Below are 23136 nucleotides of genomic sequence, written 5' to 3'. Positions count from 1 at the left end.
GCCACAGGGCGCCGGACGGGCTGCTGCCCTTACTCCCTGGGCAGCAGCCCGCCGTGGCCCAGGCGGACGAAGTCGGCCTTGCTCAGCCGCTCGCCCGCCAGCACCCGCGGCAGCACGACGTCAAACACCGTCACCTTCTCCCACATGACGGCGCCGGGCAGGCCCATGACGGGCACGTCGCCCAGGTACGCGAACAGGAACATCGACCCGGGCAGGAAAGGCACGCCGTAGGTCACCACGTCGGCGCCGGCCCGGCGAATCGCCCCCGGGGTCGCGTCGTCGGGGTCCACCGACATGCCGCCGGTGCAGAGCACCATCTGGGCGCCGGCTTCCACGGCCTCCCGGATCTTCGCGGCGGTCATCTCCGCCTGGTCGTTGCTGTAGGCCTTGTAGACCACCGGGCAGCCGAAGCGGGCCAGCTTCTCCTCCACCACCGGTCCGAACTTGTCCGGAATCCGGCCCTTGTACACCTCGCTCCCGGTGACCACCAGGCCCGCCCTGAGCGGCGCCAGCGGCTTCACCTCGATCCAGCGGCCCATGGCCTCCGCCCGCCGGATCTGCTCCTCCGCCACCAGCAGCGGGGTCACCTTGCAGCCGGCCACAACGGTGTCCTCTTCCACCAGCGTTGCATCCCGCAGCGTGGCGATGGTGATGTCGCCGATCGCGTTGATGGCCTCCAGCCGGGCCGCATCCACCCGCAGCAGGCCCCGGAAGGCCGCCCGCAGGCTCACCTTCCCCTCCGCGGGAGGATCCCAGCGCAGCCCGCCGCCCGCGCCGGCCTCCGCCAGCCGCAGGGCGGCCTCCTCCTCGTGCAGCATGCCGGGATGCGGCTCCCAGACGTAGAGGTGCTCCTTGCCCATGGCCAGGAGCACCGGGACGTCCTCGGGGCGGACGACCTGCCCGCGGCGGAACCGCGGTCCTTTCCCCTCCCCGGGGACGATGCGGGTCAGGTCGTGGGCGTACATCAGGCCGACGGCCTGCTCGGTGGGCACCATGCGCAGTGTGTACATCCAACTCCTCCTGATCAGCTGCGAGGTTGAATCGTGATGGCCGGAGGCGTGCTCACGCAGACGTAGGCGCACTGGCCGCACCCGGTGCACTGCTCCGGCTGCACCTGCGGCTTTCCGTCCACCATGCGGATCGCCTCGTCCGGAAAGGGGCACCGCTGCCAGCACAGATCGCAGATCGACCCCTGGACGGCCCAGCACCGGGCCGGATCGATCACGGCCACGCCCATCCGCACCTGCCGGGGTTCGGCAACCGGCACCAGGGCCCCCGGCCCGCAGGCGCCCATACAGCGGCCGCACAGGTCGCAGGGCTGCATCAGCGGGTCGATGAAGGGCGTGCCCACGGCCGCGCCCGCCGACTCGGGCAGGAGCCGGATGGCGCCCGCGGGGCAGGCGCGGGCACAGTCCCCGCAGCGGGTGCAGGTGAGCAGGAACGCGGCCTCGGGCAAGGCCCCCGGCGGGCGCAGCCAGCGAACGCCACCGGCGCCGCGCACCGCCGCCTCGTCGGCCGCCGCCTGCGCGGTCTCGGCGAAGGCGCGCAGGAGGCTACGGAACCCTTCCCGGAAAAAACCGCGGCGGTCGGTCTGCTTCCCGGCGGACACGGCCCACCCTCCTCGTCGCGACGGCATTACCTTCACTATACCATGCCGGAAACGGCTTTCGCGAGCGACATGAAGAAAGCCCCAACGGATGCGCCGCATCCATCGGGGCTCTGGCCTGCTACCCGAGCAACTCCTTGACGATCTGCTGGACCATCTTTCCATCCGCACGGCCGCGGACCTGGGCCATCAGCGGGCCCATGACCTTGCCCATGTCCCGGGCGCCCTGGGCGCCCACCTGGGCGATGACCTTGCGGGCCAGGTCGCGCACCTCGTCTGCGCTCAACTGTTCCGGGAGGTACTCCGACAGGACGGCGATCTCCGCCTCGGTCTTCTCGACCAGGTCCTGCCGGCCGCTCCGCTGGAAGTCAGCCAGCGATTCGCGGAGCTGCTTCACCTGTTTGGTGATGATGCCCAGGATCTCATCGTCGGAGAGGGGTGCGTGCTTCTCGATCTCGGCGTTCTTCACCGCCGCCCGCAGAAACCGAATGGTCTCCAGCCGCGCCTTGCCGGCCGGGCCGGCCTTCAGGGCAGCCTTCATGTCCTCGGTGAGGCGTTCATTCAGGTTCATGGGCAGCCAGCTCCTTCGCTCTTCAGCGGTACTTGCGCCTGCGAGCCGCCTCGCTCTTCTTCTTGCGCTTCACGCTGGGCTTCTCATAGTGCTCACGCTTGCGAATCTCGGCGAGCACGCCGGCCCGCTGCAGCTGGCGCTTGAAACGGCGAAGGGCGCTATCCAGCGACTCATTCTTGCCGATTTTGACCTCGGACATCCGAACTTCCCTCCCCTCCGCTGGACCTGGGGGAAAAAGAACACGCTCCGCGATTATACCGCGGCGCCAAAGCTTATGTCAATTCCTCAGGCCACCGGCCCGAGCGGACGGCCGCCGAGCACGTGGAGGTGGACGTGAAACACCTGCTGACCGGCGTCCTTCCCGACGTTGGTTACCACCCGATAGCCCGTCTCGGCCACGCCGGTCTCCGCCGCGACCTTCCGGACGGCCGCGAACAGCCGGCTCAGAAGTTCGTCATGCTCCGGCCCGAACTCTGCCACGGAGGGCACGTGCTGCTTCGGGATGACCAGCACGTGGACAGGGGCGACCGGGTTGATGTCGCGGAAGGCCAGGACGTGCTCGTCCTCATAGACCTTGCTGGAGGGGATCTCGCCGGCGGCGATCTTGCAGAACACGCAGTCGTGGGCCATCGGTCTCACTCCATCGCGCGGGCTGCGCCCGCAGGACACACCCGCTTATTCTGATCAGTCCCTGTCGAATTATTCTTCCCCGCCGCTGGGAATTCCTCCACGGTCTAAACCGAGGTGGCATTTCGGTTTTTGTCGGCATGCCGCTCCAGGGCGAGCTGGATCAGCCGGTCCAGCAGCTCGCCGTAACCGATGCCCGAGGCCTCCCAGAGCTTGGGGTACATGGAGATGTTGGTGAACCCGGGAATGGTGTTCACCTCGTTGATGAAGATGCGGTTGGTGCCCCGTTCCAGGAAGAAGTCCACGCGGGCCATGCCGGAGCCGTCGATGGCCTTGAACGCCACCACCGCCTGGCGCCGGAACTCCTCGACCAGGTCGTCGGGAAGGTCGGCCGGGATCCGGGTCTGGGACGCGCCGCTGAAGTACTTGTCGGTGTAATCGTAGAACTCGGCCCCCGGCAGGATCTCGCCGGGGACGGAGGCGATGGGGTCGTCGTTGCCCAGAACGGCGACCTCGATCTCCCGCGCGTCGATGCCCTGCTCGACGATGATCCGCCGGTCAAAGCGGGCGGCCTCATCCATGGCCCGGTCCAGGTCCTCCGGCCGCTTCACCTTGGTGATGCCCACCGACGAGCCCAGGTTGGCCGGCTTGACGAACACCGGGTAGCGGAGGTGCGCTGAGACGTCCGCCCGGATCTGCTCGGGGTGGCGCTCCCAGTCGCGCCGGAGGTAGACCCGGTAGGGGCCCACCTCGAGGCCGGCCTGGCGGAAGAGCGCCTTGGCCACGCCCTTGTCCATGGCGACGCTGGACGCCAGCACGCCGCAGCCCACGTAGGGCACGTTGGCCATCTCCAACAGCCCCTGGATCGTGCCGTCCTCGCCGTATGTACCGTGCAGCACCGGGAAAAAGACCACGGGCCCGTCGTGGGCCGCAGGCCTGAGCCCGTCGGACAGGGGAACCGGACCGGAGTACGACGGGTCGCCCAGGAGCCCCACCGGCCGGCCGCCCGCCGCCGCCACCCCCTCGGTCAGGGCCCGGAGCGGGTCGCCCACCTGGAGCCAGCGACCCTCCTTGGTGATGCCGACGGGGATGACCTCATACTTGCTCCGGTCCAGGGCCTCCAGCACGTTCCTGGCCGACATCAGCGACACCTCGTGCTCGCCGGATCGGCCGCCGAAAAGCAGGTAAACGCGGGTCTTCGCGCACATGGGTTGCATCGCCTCTTTGCGTGGGGTAGTGGGTCATCTGCCGCTGGCGCCGCCGCCCGGGGTGTCCGGCGTCAGTGGGGCGCCGCACCAGGCGCACCGCATGATCCGGGCCGGACGTCCCAGGGGGTGTCCGCACTGGGGGCAGCGCCAGTGGGGCCAGATAAACCAGATGTATGCGCCGAAGATGCCGAGGGCCACCAGGCCTGCGACCCGGGGGTCCCAGCCCCGCGCAGCCAGGGGAAGCACGACGAACGCGGCGATGATCGTGGTCCAGGCCGCCGCGTTCCGCCGGAAGAGGAGTCGCTCGTAGGCCTGAACACGCTCATGCGGTTCCACGGCAGCACCTCCGACCGTCACTAGCTTATCCACCGCCCGACGCCTGTCGTTTCGCCCTGCGCGGGAACCACGCTACTTGGACGCCCCCGGCACACCGCCGGTTCCGGCTCCGCCGCTCCCCTTCTGCGTGAAACCGGCCCCGCCGGCGCATGCTACCCCCGAAGAGCGATGAGAGAGGGGCCGTGAGCGCAGTGGAACGACGATCGGGACCGGTACTGCCCTGGCTGATCGCCGGCAGCGCGGTGGCGACGGCGTGGGTGGTCTGGCGGCGGATGCAGCAGCCCTACTACCCCAGCGTCGCCCTGCAGGCGGGGCTGGAGATGGTCGGCCGCCGCTGGCGGGTGCTGGCCATCGGCCCGCACCCGGGGGACCTGGAGCTGTTCGCCGGCGGCACCCTCCGGCTGCTCTCCCAGAACGGCAGCGCCGTGACCCTCGCGGTGCTCTCCCGGGGCGAGCAGGCGACCAACCGGGCCAACATCGGCGAGATCCGGGCACGGGAGGCCGAGCAGGCGGCGACGATCCTCCGGGCGGAGCTGGTGCAGCTGGACCTGCCCGACGGCGGGATCCGCCCCGGGCCCGAGCTGGAGCGCGCGCTGGATGAGCTGTGGGCGCGCACCCGCCCCGAGCTGGTGCTCGCCTTCGACCCCAAGGGGCCGACGCCGCTCGCCCAGAACCCGGACCACCTCGCCCTGGGCGCCGCCGTGCTGGCCAGGGCGCGCAGCTCCGTGTGGCGGGGCGAACGCATCTACTTCTACGCCGCCCGCCAGCCCAACGTGCTGGTGGACATCACCGAGGTGCTCCAGGAGAAGCTGAACGCGGTGAAGGCCCACCGGAGCCAGTTGCTGGGCCCGGACTGGGCCGTGGACTCCTTCGGCCGTTTCGTCAGCCGCCTTTACTCCGGGCGGGTGCCGGCCCTGTACACCGAAGCCTTCTATCGGCTGGTATGAGGAGGTGGCCACATGCCCGAGCATGCGGAGGCCCGGCCCGACCGCACCCTCGCCGTGAAGCGGCGGCTGTTCTCCGGGCTCTATCGGTTCGGGAGCCTGCGCTGGGTCGAGTGGATGGCCGCCTGCCTCGTCGCGCCGGATCACCCCGAGCTGGCCCGCGCGCAGGGCGAACTGCTGGTGAGCACGCCGCGGCGGGTGCTGGCCTTCACCGCGCACCCCGACGACCTGGAGTTCTTCTGCGGCGGCACCCTCAGGCGGATGGCCCTGGCGGGGAGCCGCATCACGGCCGTGGTGCTCACCGACGGCGAAAAGCGCGGGAACTGGCGGGATCTGGCCGAACAGCGCCAGGCGGAGCAGTGGCAGGCCGCGCGCCTGCAGGGCTACGAGGCGGTCCACTTCCTCGGCCTGCCGGACTTCGGCCTGGCCGAAGATCCCCGTCTGGAGCGGCTGCTCGCCAGGGCCTGGGACCATGCCGGGCCGGAGGTGGTGCTGGCCTTCGACCCCAAGGAGCTGGTGCCCCAGATGGCCCACCGGGACCACAAGGCCCTGGGGCGCGCCGTGATGGACCTGGCCCGCTCCCGCGCCGTGAGCGGTGCGCAGGTCTACTTCTACGGCACCCGCCATCCGGATGTGCTGGTGGACATCTCGCCGGTGATCGACGACAAGGTGCGGGCGGTCCGGGCGCACCGGAGCCAGATGGTGTACCTGGACGAGGCCGAGACCGACGGGGCCGTACGGCTGATGGCCCGCATCATGGCCGGCCGTTCGGGCGTCGCCTACGCCGAGGGGCTCTTCCGGCTGCTTTAGCCCGTCAGCCCCACTCGCCGCGCGCGTACAGGATCGCGGCGACCGCGGCCAACGGGGCCGTCTCCGTCCGCAGGATGCGCGGGCCCAACGTGACGGGGACCGCACCGGCCTGCCTGGCCAGCTCCACCTCCTCGGCGGTCAGGCCCCCCTCCGGGCCGATGAACACCGCGATATCCCTGGCCTCCGGGCGAGCCTCCAGCGCCGCCCGGAGCGGCTCGCCCCCGCCCTCCCAGGCCACCAGGGCCAGGTCGAACTCCGGGATGCGCGCCACCGCCTCCTTCCAGGTGTGCGGCGGAGCAACGGTGGGCACCGCCCCCCGCCGGGACTGCTCCGCCGCCTCGCGCGCGATGCGCTGCCAGCGCTCGGTCCGCTGGGCCGCCTTGCGCTCGTCCAGCCGGACGACGCTGCGCGCCGCCGCCACGGCGACGAACTCCGCGATCCCCAGCTCGGTGCCGTGCTGGAGCACCAGCTCCATCTTCTCCCCCTTGGCGAGGCCCTGAAACAGCGTGATGCGGATGGCCGGCTCGCCGGCGGCCGGCTCCGCGGCCCGGATCCGCCCCCGGGCCAGGCCGTCGTCCACCCGGTGGAGCACGCAGTCGTAGGCCATGCCGCCGGAGAGGACGACGAAGGGCGTCCCGGGCCCGGCCCGGAGCACCCGCAGCAGGTGGTGGGAGTCTGCGCGGGGCAGGACCACCTCGTCGCCCTCCACCCGCTCCAGGAAGAACCGCGGCGTCATGGCTTCATCGCCAGGATCGCCACCCAGCCGTCCTGCTCGCGGGCGCCCACCGGCAGGAGCCACGCGTCGGTCATTGCCTCGGTGACGGCCTCCTTCCTGGCCGCGATGATTCCCGAGGCCAGGAAACGGCCGCCCGGCTTCAACCGGGAAGCCACGTCCGGCAGGATGTCAACGATGACCGAGGCGATGATGTTGGCCACGATCAGGTCCGCCTCGCCCTCGGCCACCTGGTCCAGCGTCGCCAGCCGGACGTCGATCTCGACCCCGTTGCGCCCGGCGTTCTCCCGCGCGGCATCCACCGCCACGGGATCCACGTCGATGGCCACCACCTCCGCCGCCCCGAGGTGCTTGGCCGCCACGGCCAGGATGCCCGAACCGGTGCCGACGTCGATCACCCGGCTCCCCGGCGTGACCAGCTCCTCCAGCCAGCGCATGCAGAGCGCCGTGGTGGCGTGGGTCCCCGTGCCGAACGCCATGCCCGGGTCGATCCGGATGGGCAGCTCCCCCTCCTGCGGGGCGTACTCCTCCCAGGCGGGGACCACCACCAGCCGGTCGCCGACGCGGGTCGGCCGGAAGTAGGCCTTCCAGGCGTGAGCCCAGTCCTCCTCCTCCACCCAGCGGAAGCGGGCCGGATCCACCGCCCCCAGCCCCAGCGACCGGATTTCGTCCAGCCCGGTCTCCAGGCGGAGCCGCTGCTGCTCGACGTCACCCGCCTCGGGCAGCCACCCGGAAACCGTCACCCACTCCGGGTCGCCGGGCGGCAGGTCGGTCATGTCCCATCGGGACCGGTTCTGTTCCACGATCAGGGGGTCGTCCACCGCGTAGCCGGCGCCGGTCAGCGTGAGGAGCAGGTTCCCCACGGCGTCGGCGGCGGCACGCTGGCAGCGGATGCGGATCTCCAGGTATCGCAAGCCGTCTCCTCCATTCACTCGCCCGGCCCGGCCGCCTGAAGCACCTCGTCGGGCAGCGACAGCGACCCGGGGGCCGGGTAGGTCAGATCGAGCTGGTAATCGAAGCTGGAGCCGGCATCGGCCGGGCGCTCCACCCGGATGGCCATCCGGACCGGGCGCAGGCGCCGGACGTCCACCCACAGCCGGTACTCCACCCGTTCATCTTGCCCGGGCGGCGCCACCTGCATGACCGCCGGATCAAGATCCAGCGCCAGCACCGCGGTCTGCGCACCGTCCACCCGCTCCCGACCCACCAGCTCCGCCCGGTTCACACCGGCCAGCAGCGGTGCCGCCAGCTGCTCGGGCAGGAAGGCGACCACATCCGGGACGTCCGCCGTGGGCGACCGGACCCAGCCGCCCCTGGCCTGCCGCACGAACAGGGCGTCCCCCGAGAGCCAGTACTCGATGGGCATCATGGCCGCACCGCTGCCCACCTCGCCGCGCAGGTGCAGGAGCAGCGGCTCGGCCTGGAACTCGCCGGCGAGCTGTGCGTTGGGAAAAAAACCGTCGGGAGAGCTGCCGGTCACCGCGGCGCGGAAGTCGTAGCGCGCCGCGCGCAGCAGGGCCTCTCCGGCCGCCTCTGCCACCTGCACGGGCGGGAGGCTGCGGGTCCGGTCCGTGAAGGTGAGCCAGCCCCAGGCGCCCAGCCCGACCAGCGCCGCCGCCAGGGCCAGGGCGACCCAGCGGCGCACCCTGCGCCTCCGGCGGGCGATCTCCCAGGCCGAAGGGGGCAGCAGGGGGTCGAGGAGCGGATCTCGGCGGTTCAGCCGCGGCACGGTCGCATCTCCTCCCCATCGCCCCGGCGCGCCCGGCGCAATGACAGCAGGGCCTCCCCCGGTCGCGGGAGGAGGCCCGCCTGCAGCCTCAGCGGCCGCCGAGGGCGTCCTTCATCTTCTTCAGAAAGCTTTTCTCCTTGTTCTCCGTCATTCCGGCGACCCGCTCGCCGCGCAGGGCAGCCACCTCCAACAGCAGCTCCCGTTCCCTCTCGGAGAGCCGCCCGGGCGTCTTCACGCTGATGACCACGTGCAGGTCGCCGCGGCCGGATCCCCGCAAGCGGTGGGTCCCCTTGCCCTTCAGCCGGATGGTGTCCCCCGGCTGCGTGCCCTCAGGGATCTTGATGAGCTCGGGGCCGTCCAGGGTCTCCACCTCGATTTCGGTGCCCAGCGCGGCCTGGATGAAGGAAATCTCGGTGGTGGTGAACAGGTCGTCGCCCTCCCGCCGGAACCGCCGGTCGGGGCGGACCCGCATGACGATGAACAGGTCTCCCGGGGGGCCGCCGCGTTCGCCGGCCTCGCCGTAACCCGGCATGCGCAGCCGCGTGCCGGTCTCCACGCCGCCAGGCACCTTGACCTCCACCCGCTGGGTCTTCTGCACGCGCCCCCGGCCACGGCAGGTGGGGCAGGGCGACTCGACGATCTTGCCCTCGCCGCGGCACCGATCGCAGGTCATCACGTTGACGAACCGGCCGAAGACGGTGTGCTGGGTCATCTGGACCTGGCCCGTGCCGCCGCACTTGGGGCAGGTCACCGGCTGGGTGCCCGGCCGTGCGCCGGAACCGTGGCAGGTGTCGCAGTCCTCGACGCGCGGCACCCGCAGCTCCTTGGTGCAGCCGAAGGCCGCCTCTTTCAGGGTCAGCTCCAGTTCGTACTCCAGATCGGCGCCCCGGACCGGTCCGCGGGGGTTCCGCTGCCGACCGGCGCCACCGAAGAACATCTCAAAGATGTCGCTGAATCCCCCGAAATCGCCGAAGCCCCCGAAGCCCTCGAAGGGGTTGCCGCCGGCCCCGCCCATCTGCTCCGCCGCGTGACCGAACTGGTCGTAGCGGGCCCGCTTTTCCGGGTCAGAGAGGACCTGGTAGGCCTCGTTGATCTCCTTGAATTTCTCGGCCGCGTCGGGGTCGTCCTTGTTGGCGTCAGGGTGGTACTTGCGGGCGAGGTTCCGAAAGGCCTTCTTGATCTCGGCCTCGGTGGCGTTCCGGGGAACGCCAAGGATCTCGTAGTAGTCGCGCTTGGCCAGTCGGTCCACCCCCCTACTCCTTAGAAATTACCACCTGGTCGGGTCCGGAGCAAGTGACAGGAGGGGGGCTGTCAAGCGGCCCCCCTCCCGGAGACTCGTCCCGTCAGACCTACTTGTCTTCGTCCTTGACCTTGAACTCGGCGTCCATGGACTGGCCGTCGCCGGAACCGGCGGCGCTGCCCGCCTGGGAACCGGCGCCCGTGCCGGCCGAGCCGGTCTTTTCGTAGATGGCCGACGAGAGCTTGTAGACCGCCTCGGTCAGCTTCTCGGTCGCCTGCTTGACGGCGTTCACGTCGGTGCCCTTCAGGGCCTCCTTCACCGGCTCGATCGCGCCCTTCACCGCGTCGATGAGCGACGGGTCGATGCCCTTGCCCTCGGACTCCTTGATCAGCTTCTCCGCATTGTACACGGCGGCATCGGCATTGTTGCGGATCTCGGCCTCCTCGCGGCGCTTCTTGTCCTCCGCCGCCATGGCCTCCGCTTCCTTGATGGCCCGCTCGATCTCCTCCTTGGACATGGAGGTCTGGGACTGGATGGTGATCTTCTGCTCCTTGCCGGTGCCGAGGTCCTTGGCCGAGACGTGGACGATGCCGTTGACGTCGATGTCGAAGGTGACTTCGATCTTGGGCACGCCCCGCGGCGCCGGCGGGATGCCGTCGAGGATGAACCGGCCGAGGGTCTTGTTGTACGCCGCCATCTCCCGCTCGCCCTGGAGCACGTGGATCTCCACCTGGGTCTGGCCGTCGGCAGCCGTCGAGAAGATCTGGCTCTTGCGGGTCGGAATGGTGGTGTTGCGCTCGATCAGCTTGGTGAACACGCCGCCCAGGGTCTCAATGCCCAGCGACAGCGGGGTGACGTCCAGGAGAAGCACGTCCTTGACGTCGCCCTTGATGACGGCGGCCTGGATGGCCGCGCCCATGGCGACGACCTCATCGGGGTTGATGCCCTTGTAGGGCTCCTTGCCGAAGAAGCGGCGCACCGCCTCCTGCACCGCAGGGATGCGGGTGGAGCCGCCCACCAGCAGCACCTTGTCGATCTCGCCCGGCTCCAGGCCCGCGTCCTGCAGCGCCTGCCGGGTCGGCCCCATGGTCGCCTCCACCAGGTCGGCGGTGAGCTCCTCGAACTTGGCCCGGGTCAGCGTCTCGTCCATGTGCACCGGGCCGTCCGCGGTCATGGAGATGAAGGGCAGGTTGATGTTGGTCGTGGTGACCGAGGAGAGCTCGATCTTGGCCTTCTCGGCGGCCTCCCGCAGCCGCTGCAGGGCCTGCTTATCCTTGCGCAGGTCGATGCCGTGCTCCCGCTGGAAGCGGTCGGCCAGGTAGTTCACGATGCGCTCGTCGAAGTCGTCGCCGCCGAGCTTGTTGTTGCCGGCGGTGGCGATCACCTGGAAGGTGCCGCCGCCCAGCTCCAGGATCGAGACGTCGAACGTGCCGCCGCCCAGGTCGAAGACGAGAATCCGCTGGTCCTCGCCCTTGTCGAGGCCGTAGGCCAGCGCGGCGGCCGTCGGCTCGTTGATGATCCGCAGGACCTCCAGGCCGGCGATGGTGCCGGCGTCCTTGGTCGCCTGTCGCTGGGCGTCGGTGAAGTAAGCGGGCACCGTGATGACGGCCTGGGTGATCTTCTCGCCCAGTTTCTCCTCCGCGTCCGCCTTCAGCTTGGAGAGGATCATCGCGGAGATCTCCTGCGGCGTGTACGCCTTGTCGTCGATCCGGACCTTGTAGTCGCTGCCCATGTGGCGCTTGATCGAGATGATCGTGCGGTCCGGGTTGGTGATGGCCTGCCGCTTGGCCACCTTGCCCACCAGCCGCTCGCCGGTCTTGGTGAAAGCGACGACGGACGGGGTGGTCCGGTCGCCCTCCCGGTTCTCCAGCACCGTCGGTTCGCTGCCATCCATCACGGCCACCACCGAGTTGGTGGTGCCGAGGTCGATGCCAATTACCTTGGCCATGTACGGAAAAGCCTCCTCACTCCACTGGTCTGCCCGCTAACTTCGGGTGTTCACCTTCACCATGCTCGCCCTGATGACGCGGTCGCCCAGCATGTACCCCTTCCGGAACTCCTCGAGGACAATGCCCTCTTCCTTGTCGGGGTCGTCCCCGGTCATCACCGCTTCATGCAGGTGCGGGTCGAAGGGCTGGCCGACAGCCTCGATCGGCTTGACACCCTCCTTGGCCAGGACTTCCAGGAACGACCGAGCCGTCAGCTCGACGCCCTGGCGCAGCCGTTCGTCGCCGGGGTTCGGCGGCGTGGCCAGCGCCCGCTCCAGGTTGTCGAGCACGGGCAGGAGGTTGATCAGCAGCCGCTGCGTGCCGTACTGCGCGATCTCCTCCTTCTCCCGCTGCACCCGGCGCCGGTAGTTCTCGAAATCCGCCTGCAGACGGATCAGGCGGTCCATCAGCTCGGCCACCCGGTCGGCTTCGGGTTCGGCCTCACCAGGTGCGCCGTCGACAGCGGCCTCGGCGGGGGCCTCCGAATCCGCACCCGCTTCCGGAGCGCCGCTCTCCGCGCCGGCGCCGCCAGCGGCATCGGCCGGCTGTGCCGGAACCGCCTCAGCCTCGCCGGTCTGCTGTTCCGGTGGATCCTCTGCCTGGGGGGACTTCTTCATGTCTTCCGCCACTGCTGCCGGTCACCTCTTCTCTATTGTTAGCACTCGCGTTACCTGAGTGCTAACGCATCCACAAATGAACATAGCACCCACCTCTACCCGTGTCAAGCCCTGAGCCAGGACGCGCAGAGGCCCGGGGCGATTCCCGCCCCGGGCCCTCCGCTGCTAGAAGAGCCGGTTCATCTCGCTGAGGTGGGAGGCGATGGCGTTGAGGATCGAAACCACCTTGGGGTACTCCATCCGCCGCGGGCCGATGACGCCCATCTTGCCGATGATCCTGTCCCCCACCCGGTATGTCGCCGTCACCACCGAGCAGTCCGCCAGCTCCCGCAGGCGGATCTCCTCGCCGATCTGGATCTCCACCCCTTCGGTGAGCCGGTCCAGGCCGAGCACGGCCGCCACGGCCTCCTCCTGCTCCAGGAAGGAGAGGACCCCGCGGAGCTTCTGCACGTCGCGGAACTCGGGCTGGTCCAGCATGTGGGAGGTGCCGCCGAAGTAGAGCCGGTGCCGGTCGCCGGGCTCCAGCTTCTGCTCCAGGAAGTGGAGCGCCTGCTCCAGGAGCGTGCCGTACCGGGAGAGCTCCCGGTGCAGGCTCTGCAGGGCCGTACGGGAGAGCGTCTCCACCCGTCTGCCCCGCAGGTGCTCGCTCAGCAGCTCCGCCACCTGCTGCAGTTCCAGCATGGTGACCTGGAGGGGGACCTCCACCACCTGGTTCTCCACCAGGCCGCTGTCGGTGATATAGATGAGGAGTGCCCGGTCGTTGCCCAGCGGCACGATCCGGATCTCCTTGAAGACCGCCTTCTCGAACTGCGGGCCCGAGATCACGGCGGTGAGATGGGTGGTCTCCGAGAGCAGCCGCGCCGTCTCCCGCACCAGCGTGTCGAGCTCGCGGATCTTGCGCTGGAAGGTGCTCCGGATCAGCTCCTGCTCCGCAGGGTTGATGGGCCGCTCGGGCATGAGGCAGTCGACGTAATACCGGTATCCCAGATTCGAGGGGATGCGGCCGGCCGATGTGTGCGGCTGTTCCAGGTAGCCGAGCTCCTCCAGATCCGACATCTCGTTGCGGATCGTCGCCGGGCTGACGCCCAGATTGTACTTGCGCGCGATCGTCCGGGACCCGACCGGCTCCGCGGTGGCGACGTAGTCCTCGATTATGGCCTGCAGCACCTTGTTCTTGCGGTCATCAATCACGGGGTGTCACCTCCGCATGACCCCGAACCACTGACCATACGGGCGTTGCCCCCGTTAGCAATCAACGCCGGAGAGTGCTAACGCGTTCAGCATGAAAATAGCATCAAACGTTCGGTGCGTCAAGGGGACCGGGATCTGCCAGAAGCCGCCAACGACAGAGCCGGCGGCCCATGGCCCCGGCTCGCTGACCCGGTATGTCACTCCCACTCGATCGTCCCCGGCGGCTTCGAGGTGACGTCGTACACCACCCGGTTGACGTGCGGCACCTCGTTCACGATGCGGCTGGCAATGCGCTCCAGCAGATCCCAGGGCAACCGGTAGAAGTCGGCCGTCATCGCGTCTTCAGAGGTCACCGCCCGCAGGACAACGGGGTAAGCGTACGTCCGTTCGTCGCCCATCACCCCGACGCTGCGGACGTCCGGCAGCACCGTGAAGGCCTGCCAGAGCTCGTCGTACAGCCCGGCCTTCCGGATCTCCTCGACGAAGATGCGGTCGGCCTCCCGGAGGATCTCCAGCTTCTCGGGGGTGACCTCCCCCAGCACCCGGACGCCGAGCCCCGGCCCGGGGAACGGGTGGCGGCCGACGATCTCCTCGGGCACACCCAGGGCGCGCCCCACGGCGCGAACCTCGTCCTTGAACAGCTGCCGGAAGGGCTCGATCAGCTGGAACCGCATGTCCTCCGGCAGCCCGCCCACGTTGTGGTGGGACTTGATCACCCGGGCGGTCTCGGTGCCGGACTCGATGACGTCGGGATAGACGGTGCCCTGGACCAGGAAGTCGATCTGCCCCAGCTTGCGGGCCTCATCCTCGAACAGGCGGATGAACTCGTTGCCGATGATCTTCCGCTTCTGCTCGGGGTCCGTCACGCCCCTCAGCTTGCTGAGGAAGCGCTCGGAGGCGTCCACGTGGACCAGATGGATGTGGAAGTGGTCCCGGAAGGTGCGGACCACCTGCTCCGGCTCGCCCTTGCGCATGAGGCCGTGGTCGACGAAGATGCACGTGAGCTGGTCGCCGACGGCCTTGTGGACCAGCACCGCCGCGACCGACGAGTCGACGCCGCCCGACAGGGCGCAGAGCACCCTGCCGCTGCCGACCTGCCGGCGGATCTCCTCCACCTGGCGGGTGATGAACGACTCGGTGGTCCAGTCCCCCCTGCACCCGGCGATATTAAAGAGGAAGTTTCGGAGGATCTCCCGGCCCTGGGCCGTGTGCACGACCTCGGGATGGAACTGCACGCCGTACAGCCGTCGGGCGTCGTCCCCCATCACCGCCACGGCCGTGTTCTCGGTGGCGCCCAGCACGCGGAAGCCGGACGGCACCCTCGTCACGGAATCGAAGTGGCTCATCCAGACGAGACTCTCACGCCCCAGTCCCCTGAGCAGCGGATGCTCCGCGTCGGCCAGGCGCAGCGTGGCCCGGCCGTACTCGCCCTGCTGCCCCCGACGGACCTCGCCGCCCAGCTGCAGCGCCATGAGCTGCATCCCGTAGCAGATGCCGAGAATCGGGATGCCCAGCTCGTAGATGGCGGGATCGATGCGGGGCGCGTCAGCCTGTTCCACCGACGCCGGGCCGCCGGAGAAGATGATCCCCTTCACCCCGGCCTCCCGGTAGCGCTGCACCGGTGCGGTGAACGGCCAGATCTCGCAGTACACCTGCGCCTCCCGCACCCGACGCGCGATCAGGTGGCTGTACTGCCCGCCGAAGTCCACAACCACGATCAGGTCCCGTTGCTGACTCATGCCGTTTCTCCTTCCGCCGCGCGCGTTCTCAGGACTTGTAGATCTCGGGCTTCAGAATGCAGATGTCGCGCAGGTTGCGGTACTTCTCGGCGTAGTCCAGCCCCATGCCGACCACGAAGAAGTCCGGCACCTCGAAGCCGCGGTAGTCGATGGTGACCTCGACCTTGCGCCGGGAGGGCTTGTCCAGGAGGGCGGCCACGCTGAGCGACGCCGGCCCGCGCTGGGACAGGTACTCCTTCAGGAACTTGATCGTCAGCCCCGTGTCGACGATGTCCTCAACGATCAGCACGTGACGCCCTTCAAGGGTATAGTCCAGATCCAGCAGTACCCTGTGCACACCGGTGGACTTGGTCGCAGCGCCGTACGAGGTGATGCGCATGAAGTCCAGTTCCGCGGGAATGGAGATGGCCCGGAAAAGGTCGGCGCAGAAGAGGGCCGCGCCCTTCAGGATGCCGACCACGACCAGGTCCTTCCCCCGGAAGTCCTCGGAGATCTGCGCACCCAGCTCCTTGATCTTTTCCCGGATCTGCTCCTCGGTAATCAGGACGCGTTCGATATCTTGCTGCACCGTCGCGGTCTCCTCTCCTACCCTGGCGTGTCTGGTTTTGGCAACAGTCTACCCATCCTGAAAGGCACCGTCAAGGGCGCGCAAAGAGGGTTCACCCCATGCGATGGCGAACTCTGGCAGGATCGTGAGCGCCGCCCCTCAGGCAAGCCCGGTCCGTGCGACGGAGGGCCGCCCGAACAGCTCCCCCGACTCGTAGGCGGCCCAGAAGGCCAGGAGGCCGTCGGCGATCACCTCGGCCATGCCCACGGTCTGGTCCAGGTCGGTAAACCAGATCATGAACGGGAAGTTGGCCGTGCCGCCCATGATGTGCAGGTGGCCCACCTGGGGCAGGGCCTTGCCCATCGCAGCGCCGGGCCTCAGCGGCCCCCGGTTGACCGTGATGCGCCCGGGCCGGCCCACGGCGGCGTCGACGGCGATGATGTAGGGCAGCCGCTCCCGGCGCAGGGCGCGCGCCCGGGCCTCGGCGAGCCGCTCCCGCAGGTTGGTCGCGTGCACCGGGTCGGCGAGGTCTCCCACATGCTCGCCGCGGAAGCCCTTGCGCCGCAGAAACCATCCGGTGAACGGCCCCAGGGAGTCGCCCGTGGAGCTGGTGGCGCCCACCAGGAAGAAGACCGGCAGATGCCGCTCAGGGTGCGGGAGCGCCCGGAACTGCCTGGCGATGGCAGCCGCCAGCCGTTCCGGCGCGGTCGGATCCTCGAAATGCACGTCCAGCAGCGGCGGCACCCCGGCCGCCGGCCTGGGCAGGTCGCGGCTCACCGGCCCTTCCCTCCCTGTTTTTGCTATTTCATACTGTACCAGCCACTGCTTTTGATGTCAATTGCTGGATAAGGTGATGGTGGATGGATCTGCCCCTGCGCGTGCTCCAGCCGTTCTTCGGCGCCCGTATCCTGAAGACCGGCGTCGCGGTCTTCCTGTCCCTGGCCCTCCTGCACTGGTTCGGCTCCGCCTACGCCACGTTCGGCGCGGTGGCAGCCGTGCTCGCCGTGCAGCCGTCCATCACGCAGGCCAAGAACGCCTTCCTGCAGCAGCTGGTGGGCAACGCCGTGGCCGGGGCGGTGGCCACGCTGCTGGGACTGTGGCTGCCGGTCAACCCCCTCACCATGGCCCTGGGCGCCGTGCTGGCCCTGGGCATCCTGGTGCGGATGCGCCTCACGGAAGCCGCCGGCCTCGCCGTGGTCGTGGTCCTGTTCGTCCTGGACCGTCCCCAGCACGACTTCCTTCTGTACACCCTTGCGCGCATGGCGACCATCGTCGTCGGGATGACGGTGGGCTTCCTGGTCAACCGGCTGATCCATCCGCCCGACGCCCTGGGGCGGGCCCGCGCCGAGCTGGCGGAGGGCAACCGGGAGCTGGACGCCAGCATCGACCGGCTGCTTCTCAGCCTCAGCCACCCGCAGGACTACCCCGCGGCGCAGCTCAGCCAGGACGCCGACGAGGCCCGGAGACGCCTGTCCGCCGCCCGGACCCTCCTGGACTTCGCCGAGGCGGAGGGCCGGGCGGAAGACGCCGAGACGCTGCGGGAGGCCCACGCCGTGCTGGAGGGGTTCGTGGCGGCCGTGGCCGTCATCCACCGGATCGCGGCGGACATGGGCGGCGTCGGGTACGGCCCCGAGCGGGAGGCGCTGGCGGCGGCCATGCGGGCGCTGCAGGCGTACAAGGGCGCCGTCCTGGACGGGGTCCTGCGGGGCGCGGCCGTCGACCGGGAAGCCGCCCGGAAGTGCGAGGCCGCCCTGGCCGCGTTCGACGGCCTGGTGTCCGCCCTCATCGACCGGCGCGACCGGCGGGAGTACGGGCTGCAGCTGCATCTGATCCTGTCCGAGATGCGTCATATGGGGTGGCGGCTGCACCCGCTCGGGCGGCGCGCCGAAACGGGCGGACGGCAGGCGCCGTAACCGGCCCTGCCGCCCCTCATGTGGTTCCGCTACTGAACCAGGCCATACCCCGGGTAGAAGCCGTAAGGGATGCCCACCATCCCGGGCGGGTACTGCTTGGCGAAGCCGCCGCCGGGAACGCCGCCCCAGCCGGGCATCTTGCCGAACCCGCCCTTGCCGAACGGCATACCGCCCTTTCCAAAGGGCATGCCCTTGTCAAAGGGCATGCCGCCTTTGCCGAAAGGCATCCCGCCCTTGCCGAAGGGCATCCCGCCCTTGCCGAAGGGCATTCCACCCTTGCCGTACGGCATGTTCCACTTGCCGTAAGGCATGCCGTCCATCCCCATGGGCATGGCCGTACCGCCGTAGGGCATGGTCCCCATGTCGTCCCAGTTCATCGCCGCAACCCCCCTCCGTCAGGTTATGCGCTCACCTGGCAGCCGGTGTCCGCTGGGCCGCCCGGCCCCCGCAGCGGCACCCGCCCGTCCGCCTGACCCCGGCGGACCGGGGTGCAAACAGGCTTCCCGCGCTCTGCCGGACAGCCGCGGACTTGCCGCGGAATCGAGTCCACAGCATGTGGTTCACCTCACAGACCCAGCCTATGATCGAAGCCCGACGGCGGACCCGAAAACGCACAACCCGAAGGAGCTGTTCAGGGAAATGACGGCTGTGACGCGCGACTTCACCGTGGCCACGTTCGTGGTCCACGAGGGCAAGGTCCTCCTCCTCTGGCACCGAAAACTGGGCATGTGGCTCCCGCCCGGCGGCCACATCGAACCCAACGAGCTGCCCGACGAGGCGGCCGTGCGGGAGGTGCGGGAGGAGGCCGGCCTGGAGGTGCGTCTGATCTCGCCGCCCGCCCTGCCCCCCATTCCGGGGCCGCGGCAACTGGCCCGCCCCGAGGGCGTCCAGCTGGAGCAGATCGCGCCCGGCCACGAGCACATCGACCTCATCTACTTCGCCCGCCCGGCGGACCCCGGGGCCGTCCGGCTCACGGCCAACCACGAGGTGGACCGAGTGGGCTGGTACGGCCCCGAGGACCTGGACCGGATTCCGCTGACCGACGAGGTACGGGCCTGGGTCCGGAAGGCCCTGGCGGCAGCCGCAGAACGGGAGTGAACGCTGGTGCGCCGTTGGCTTGTCGTGCTTGGAATGGTCCTGGCGCTGCTGGCCGGTTGCGCCCGGGAGGAGCCCACGGCGGAGGCGGCGGCCGGCGCGGCCCTGCGCTTCATGGAGGCGCTGGCGGGCGGCGACGCCGGCCAGGTCTGGGGCGCCCTGACGGCGGAGGCCCGTCGCCGGATGGACAGCGGGGCGGTCGCTTCGTACCTGGCGGACCACACGGTCCGCTTTGAGGCGGTGGGAGCCGCCCGGGAGCTCGAGCCGGGGGTGATGCGGGTGGCCGTGCGGGGCGTCACCGTCCGCGATCCCGGCCGCGCCGTGGAGTGGTCGGAGTGGTCCCTGACGCTCCGCTGGGAGGAGGACCGGTGGGCGGTCGCCTGGGCGGGGCCGCTGTTCGAGCCCGCCCTGACGGCCTACCACAACACCCGCTACCACGAACAGCTGAACCTGGCCCGGGACATCGTCGCCATCGACCCGTATCACTACCGGGGCCACCTGGAGCTGCATTATGCCTTTCGCGGCCTCGGGCGCATCCGGCAGGCGGAGTACGCGCTGAACACCGCCTGGGAGCGCGCCTCCGCGGCCGAGAAGGCCGACGTCATGGCGGCGCGGGCGCGCTTCAAGCTGGCCCTGGGAGCGCCCGCGGACGCGCTGGACCTCGCCCGCGAGGCGCTCGATCTGGCCCGGCCGTACGCACCGGGGACCTACTCCCCCTCCTGGCAGGCGGAGACGCTGGTCCTGGCCGCACAGGCCGCCCTCGCCCTGGGCGACGTCGACGCGGCCCAGGCGCTGGCGGAGGAGGCGGCAGCCGTGGATGCGGACAACGCGGCCGTGGCGGTCTTCCGCTATCAGCTCGCTGCGGGCGGCCGTCCGCAGCAGGAAAGCACGAGGTGAGACACCGGTGGATGGGAAGATGGACGCCTGCGGCGTCATCCTGGCCGGGGGCCGCTCCAGCCGCATGGGCCGCAATAAGGCGCTGCTGGCGCTGGACGGCAAGCCGCTGATCCAGCGGCAGGTCGAGCGGCTGTCCGCCTGGTTCCGGCAGGTGGTGATCGTGACCAACACGCCCGGGGAGTACGCCTTCCTCGGCGTCCCCATGGTGAGCGACCGGGTGCCCGGGCTCGGCCCCCTGGCCGGCGTGGAGGCGGGCCTGCGGGCGAGCCGGTTTGAGCACGCCTTCTTCTGCGCCGTGGACATGCCCTTCATCAACGAGGCGCTGGTCCGCTTCATGGTGCAGGCCGCTCCCGGCTACGATATCGTCGTACCCGCGCCCGGTGGCGAGTACGAGCCGATGCACGCGGTGTACGGCCGCGGCTGCCTGCCCAGCATCGCCCGCAACCTGGAGGCAGGACGGCTGCGCCTGATCTCGATCTTCCCGGACGTGCGCGTGCGGGAGATCACGGATGCGGAGCTCCTGCCGTTCGGCGAGCCGGAGCGGCTGTTCTTCAACTGCAACACGCCCGCGGACCTGGAAGAGGCGCGCCGCTGGCTGGAGGAGGAAGGTTGATCCCGTTGAAGCAGCCCAGCGCCCTGTGGATCTCGATGCTGTCGCTCGCGCTGGTGGCCGGCGCGGCCCTCTTGCTGCCGCTGGAGCTGCCGGGGAAGGGGGAGCCGCTGCCGCCGCCTCTGCCCGCGCTGCTCCAGATTGCCGTCATCGCGCTGGCGGTCTGGCTGGCGCAGCCCTGGCGGGTGGCCATCCGCGGGGCCAGGGGCGACATCTCGATCTCCATGGCCATCGACGTGGCGGCGATGCTCCTCTTCCACCCCTACATCGCCGCCCTGGGCTCGGCCATCGGCACCGCCCTCTACCACCTGGTGGGCGGCCCCTTCACCCGGCAGGTGGTCAAGGAGCACCGGGGTCCCCGAGCCCTCGTCCGCGGGGTGATCACCTTCTCCGCGGTGGCCCTCGGCAGCTGGGCCGCGCGCATGATCCGGCCGGCGGCCGGGCCGATCGTCTTCACCTCGGACTGGCCGGCCCTGTTCGTCGGCATCTCCATCCGGCTCCTGATCCGCATCGTCTTCTACCCGCTGGGCATGGCCGCCCTCCGGCAGGACCCGGTCTGGGCGTCGCTGCGGCGGGAGTGGGAACGGCTGCCCCTGATCCCCTTCCTGCTCACCACCACCCTCGGGGGGATCGCCGCCCTGATCTACCAGTACCAGCCGGCGGCCCTGGTCCTGCTCTTCGGCCCGCTGGCCTCCACCTGGTTCCTCTCGCAGGAGTTTCACCGGATGAACCGGCTCCTGGACACGCTGGAGGACAAGGTCGCCGACCGCACCGACCAGCTGGCACAGACGGTGAGGGCCCTGGAGCGGCGGCTGGCCGAGTCGGAGGCCCTGCACGCGGTGGACGAGGCCATCAGCACCGCGATCCACCCGGACGAGGTGCTCCAGGTCATCGCCCGGGAGTCCGTGCGGGTGACCGGCGGCTCGTCGGCCCTGGTCACGCTGCTCACGCCCGATGGATCCCGCCAGTTTGTGCGGGCCACCCACGGCGAGGGGATGGAGGCTTACGTGGGCCTGGAACTGCCCATGGAGGGCAACCTCACCAGCCTGGTACTGCAGACCGGCAAGCCCCACTTCTCGCGCGAGCCCGACCGGGATCCCCGCCTCAACCAGGACCTGGTGCGGGCCGGAGGCTGGCGGGACGTGATCCAGGCGCCGATCCGGACCAAGAACCGGACGCTGGGCGTGCTGGTGGTCGCCAGCCGGCAGCCGGGCCGCTTCGACGAGCAGCACCTGCGCCTGCTGACCCTGCTGGCCAACCAGGCCGGCCGGCTGATCGAGAGTTCGGAGCTTCACGCCAAGGCGCGGGAGGTGGCCGTCCTGGAGGAGCGGAACCGGCTGGCTCGGGAACTGCACGACTCGGTGACCCAGGTGCTGTTCGGGCTGACGCTCAACCTGGAGTCGGCGGTGGGCTTGCTGGACCGGAAGCCGGAGAAGGCCCGGACCCTGCTCACCCGCTCCCGGGAGATGGCCGGTGAGGCGCTGGCGGAGATGCGGTCGCTGATCTTCGAGCTGCGGCCCGCGGCCTTGCAGGAGAAGGGGCTGGCCATGGCGCTCAGCAACCACATCAACCTGTTCCGGCGGCGGACCGGCGTCGAGGTGAACCTGACGCTAAGCGGAGACGAGCGGCTCAGCCCTGACGTGGAGTTCGCCCTCTACCGCGTCGCCCAGGAGGCGCTCAACAACGTGGCCAAGCACGCCCGGGCCCGCCACGTCCGGGTGAAGCTGGACCTGCGCCCTGAGGAGGCGCTGCTGGAGGTCTGCGATGACGGCGTCGGATTCGATCCCACGGCTTCCGCGCGGGGCGCTTCATTCGGTATGATCGGAATGAGAGAGCGGGTGAGCGAACTGAAGGGATCCCTGGAGGTCATATCCGCTCCCGGCCAGGGGACCTGCATTCGGGCACGCATCCCCGCAGCCTCCGGAGGTGATCCCGGGTGAGCCCTATACGCATCCTGATCTGCGATGACCACTTCATGGTCAGACAGGGTCTCGCCACCTACTTCGAGCTGCAGGACGATTTCGAGGTGGTCGGCGAGGCGGCCGACGGCCGCCAGGCGGTGGAGATGACCCGAACGCTCGCACCCGACGTTGTGCTGATGGACCTCATGATGCCGGGCCTCGACGGCCTCAGCGCTCTGCGGGAGCTGAAGGGGACCGGCGCCAAGGTGATCATGCTCACCTCGTTCCTCGACCTGGAGAAGGCGATGGCCTGCATCGAGGAGGGCGCCCTGGGCTTTCTCACCAAGGACATCGAGCCTGCGGACCTGGTCGACGCCATCCGCGCCGTCCACCGGGGCGAGCCGCGGCTGCACCCCGAGGTCATGAAGCGGCTCATGGTCCGCACCGCCCAGCCGCACCAGCCGAGCAAGCGGGACCTGCTCACGCCCCGGGAACTGGACGTGCTGCGGGCCCTGGCCCACGGGCTGACCAACCGGGAGATCGCCGAGCGGCTGGTGATCAGCGAGACCACCGTCAAGACCCACATCTCCTCGATCCTCAGCAAGCTGCAGCTCACCGATCGCACGCAGGCGGCCCTGTGGGCCGTGCGGGAGGGGCTGGTGGACGACTGATGCCCCCGCCTCCTCCGCGGGGAGGAGGCGGGCATCGTCCGATCGAAGACGGCAAATCCCTTCCCCGGCAGGATGCCGGGACGGGGGCCGGGGGCATATACTAAGACCGTGACCAGCAAATCCCCTGTCCCCCCATGTGAGGAAACAGGACGCCGTGCGGGAG

At 69.8% G+C, this 23136-nt stretch carries 26 protein-coding genes; 8 read left to right on the top strand and 18 right to left on the bottom strand.

Annotation, left to right across the window (positions count from 1 at the left end; translation table 11 throughout):
* Nucleotides 1-29: 29 nt before the first annotated feature.
* The 7 genes from STH_RS02680 to STH_RS02650 form a co-directional block, all read right to left on the bottom strand.
* Complete coding sequence (locus STH_RS02680) at nt 30-1010, bottom strand: molybdopterin-binding protein (protein WP_197525197.1); 981 nt, start codon at nt 1008-1010, stop codon at nt 30-32.
* Nucleotides 1011-1024: 14 nt separating this feature from the next.
* Nucleotides 1025-1609, bottom strand: coding sequence for a 4Fe-4S dicluster domain-containing protein (locus STH_RS02675; RefSeq protein ID WP_050742070.1), 585 nt, complete (start codon nt 1607-1609; stop codon nt 1025-1027).
* A 118-nt stretch (nt 1610-1727) separates the two neighbouring features.
* Complete coding sequence (locus STH_RS02670) at nt 1728-2177, bottom strand: GatB/YqeY domain-containing protein (protein WP_011194649.1); 450 nt, start codon at nt 2175-2177, stop codon at nt 1728-1730.
* A 22-nt stretch (nt 2178-2199) separates the two neighbouring features.
* Nucleotides 2200-2376: a 30S ribosomal protein S21 gene (rpsU, locus tag STH_RS02665; RefSeq protein ID WP_011194648.1), complete on the bottom strand. Its 177-nt coding sequence runs from the start codon at nt 2374-2376 to the stop codon at nt 2200-2202.
* A gap of 86 nt (nt 2377-2462) precedes the next feature.
* On the bottom strand, nt 2463-2807 hold the full coding sequence (locus STH_RS02660) for a histidine triad nucleotide-binding protein (RefSeq protein WP_011194647.1): 345 nt from the start codon (nt 2805-2807) through the stop codon (nt 2463-2465).
* Between the two features lie 104 nt (nt 2808-2911).
* Nucleotides 2912-4012: a D-alanine--D-alanine ligase family protein gene (locus tag STH_RS02655; RefSeq protein WP_011194646.1), complete on the bottom strand. Its 1101-nt coding sequence runs from the start codon at nt 4010-4012 to the stop codon at nt 2912-2914.
* A 33-nt stretch (nt 4013-4045) separates the two neighbouring features.
* Nucleotides 4046-4348, bottom strand: a complete 303-nt coding sequence (locus STH_RS02650) for a hypothetical protein (RefSeq protein WP_043713137.1) — start codon at nt 4346-4348, stop codon at nt 4046-4048.
* A 182-nt stretch (nt 4349-4530) separates the two neighbouring features.
* Here STH_RS02650 and STH_RS02645 point away from each other — a divergent pair, with 182 nt between their 5' ends.
* Entirely contained in the window at nt 4531-5295 is a 765-nt protein-coding gene (locus STH_RS02645; protein ID WP_050742069.1) for a PIG-L deacetylase family protein, read from the top strand.
* Between the two features lie 12 nt (nt 5296-5307).
* Nucleotides 5308-6102: a PIG-L deacetylase family protein gene (locus STH_RS02640; protein ID WP_043713134.1), complete on the top strand. Its 795-nt coding sequence runs from the start codon at nt 5308-5310 to the stop codon at nt 6100-6102.
* Nucleotides 6103-6106: 4 nt separating this feature from the next.
* Here the strand turns inward: STH_RS02640 and STH_RS02635 are convergent, their stop codons facing one another.
* The 10 genes from STH_RS02635 to yyaC all read right to left on the bottom strand — a co-directional run bounded on the left by STH_RS02635 (nt 6107) and on the right by yyaC (nt 16663).
* A complete protein-coding gene (locus STH_RS02635) occupies nt 6107-6838 on the bottom strand; it encodes a 16S rRNA (uracil(1498)-N(3))-methyltransferase (protein WP_011194642.1) in 732 nt (243 codons plus the stop codon).
* Entirely contained in the window at nt 6835-7749 is a 915-nt protein-coding gene (gene prmA, locus STH_RS02630; protein WP_011194641.1) for a 50S ribosomal protein L11 methyltransferase, read from the bottom strand. The genes STH_RS02635 and prmA overlap by 4 nt, the downstream gene beginning before the upstream one ends.
* Nucleotides 7750-7763: 14 nt before the next feature.
* Nucleotides 7764-8564, bottom strand: a complete 801-nt coding sequence (locus tag STH_RS18250) for an LppX_LprAFG lipoprotein (protein ID WP_011194640.1) — start codon at nt 8562-8564, stop codon at nt 7764-7766.
* A gap of 88 nt (nt 8565-8652) precedes the next feature.
* Complete coding sequence (gene dnaJ, locus STH_RS02620) at nt 8653-9804, bottom strand: molecular chaperone DnaJ (RefSeq protein WP_043714699.1); 1152 nt, start codon at nt 9802-9804, stop codon at nt 8653-8655.
* Nucleotides 9805-9913: 109 nt separating this feature from the next.
* On the bottom strand, nt 9914-11752 hold the full coding sequence (gene dnaK, locus STH_RS02615) for a molecular chaperone DnaK (RefSeq protein WP_011194638.1): 1839 nt from the start codon (nt 11750-11752) through the stop codon (nt 9914-9916).
* A 36-nt stretch (nt 11753-11788) separates the two neighbouring features.
* On the bottom strand, nt 11789-12409 hold the full coding sequence (gene grpE, locus STH_RS02610) for a nucleotide exchange factor GrpE (protein ID WP_011194637.1): 621 nt from the start codon (nt 12407-12409) through the stop codon (nt 11789-11791).
* 165 nt (nt 12410-12574) lie between these two features.
* Complete coding sequence (gene hrcA, locus STH_RS02605; RefSeq protein ID WP_011194636.1) at nt 12575-13600, bottom strand: heat-inducible transcriptional repressor HrcA; 1026 nt, start codon at nt 13598-13600, stop codon at nt 12575-12577.
* Between the two features lie 197 nt (nt 13601-13797).
* A complete protein-coding gene (guaA, locus tag STH_RS02600; protein ID WP_011194635.1) occupies nt 13798-15339 on the bottom strand; it encodes a glutamine-hydrolyzing GMP synthase in 1542 nt (513 codons plus the stop codon).
* Between the two features lie 28 nt (nt 15340-15367).
* The gene (gene hpt / locus STH_RS02595) at nt 15368-15907 is read right to left on the bottom strand and encodes a hypoxanthine phosphoribosyltransferase (RefSeq protein WP_011194634.1); all 540 of its coding nucleotides are present in this window, start codon (nt 15905-15907) and stop codon (nt 15368-15370) included.
* Nucleotides 15908-16045: 138 nt separating this feature from the next.
* Complete coding sequence (gene yyaC, locus STH_RS02590) at nt 16046-16663, bottom strand: spore protease YyaC (RefSeq protein ID WP_011194633.1); 618 nt, start codon at nt 16661-16663, stop codon at nt 16046-16048.
* Nucleotides 16664-16746: 83 nt separating this feature from the next.
* On the opposite strand from yyaC, the gene STH_RS02585 reads away from it, so the two are divergent.
* Nucleotides 16747-17799 carry an FUSC family protein gene (locus STH_RS02585; protein ID WP_043713132.1) on the top strand — a complete coding sequence of 351 codons (1053 nt, stop codon included), beginning with the start codon at nt 16747-16749 and terminating at the stop codon, nt 17797-17799.
* 29 nt (nt 17800-17828) lie between these two features.
* Here STH_RS02585 and STH_RS02580 read toward each other — a convergent pair whose 3' ends face one another.
* Nucleotides 17829-18176 (bottom strand): hypothetical protein, encoded by a 348-nt coding sequence (locus STH_RS02580; RefSeq protein ID WP_011194631.1) that lies wholly within the window; start codon nt 18174-18176, stop codon nt 17829-17831.
* 262 nt (nt 18177-18438) lie between these two features.
* Between STH_RS02580 and STH_RS02575 the strand changes: the two genes are divergently transcribed.
* From STH_RS02575 to STH_RS02555, 5 genes are read left to right on the top strand one after another with little or no spacing between them, the layout of a single operon-like run.
* On the top strand, nt 18439-18897 hold the full coding sequence (locus tag STH_RS02575) for an NUDIX hydrolase (protein WP_043713130.1): 459 nt from the start codon (nt 18439-18441) through the stop codon (nt 18895-18897).
* A 6-nt stretch (nt 18898-18903) separates the two neighbouring features.
* Nucleotides 18904-19791, top strand: a complete 888-nt coding sequence (locus STH_RS02570; protein WP_011194629.1) for a hypothetical protein — start codon at nt 18904-18906, stop codon at nt 19789-19791.
* A gap of 7 nt (nt 19792-19798) precedes the next feature.
* Nucleotides 19799-20404, top strand: coding sequence for a molybdenum cofactor guanylyltransferase (gene mobA, locus STH_RS02565; RefSeq protein WP_050742067.1), 606 nt, complete (start codon nt 19799-19801; stop codon nt 20402-20404).
* A complete protein-coding gene (locus STH_RS16775; protein WP_148205458.1) occupies nt 20401-22341 on the top strand; it encodes a GAF domain-containing sensor histidine kinase in 1941 nt (646 codons plus the stop codon). The genes mobA and STH_RS16775 overlap by 4 nt, the downstream gene beginning before the upstream one ends.
* A complete protein-coding gene (locus STH_RS02555) occupies nt 22338-22973 on the top strand; it encodes a response regulator (protein ID WP_043713127.1) in 636 nt (211 codons plus the stop codon). Before STH_RS16775 ends, STH_RS02555 begins: the two co-directional genes overlap by 4 nt.
* The last annotated feature ends 163 nt before the right edge of the window (nt 22974-23136 follow it).

This window comes from Symbiobacterium thermophilum IAM 14863 (genome assembly GCF_000009905.1).
In the GTDB taxonomy this organism is placed as follows: Bacteria; Bacillota; Sulfobacillia; order Symbiobacteriales; family Symbiobacteriaceae; genus Symbiobacterium; species Symbiobacterium thermophilum.
This window is presented reverse-complemented; position numbering and strand designations above follow the sequence as displayed.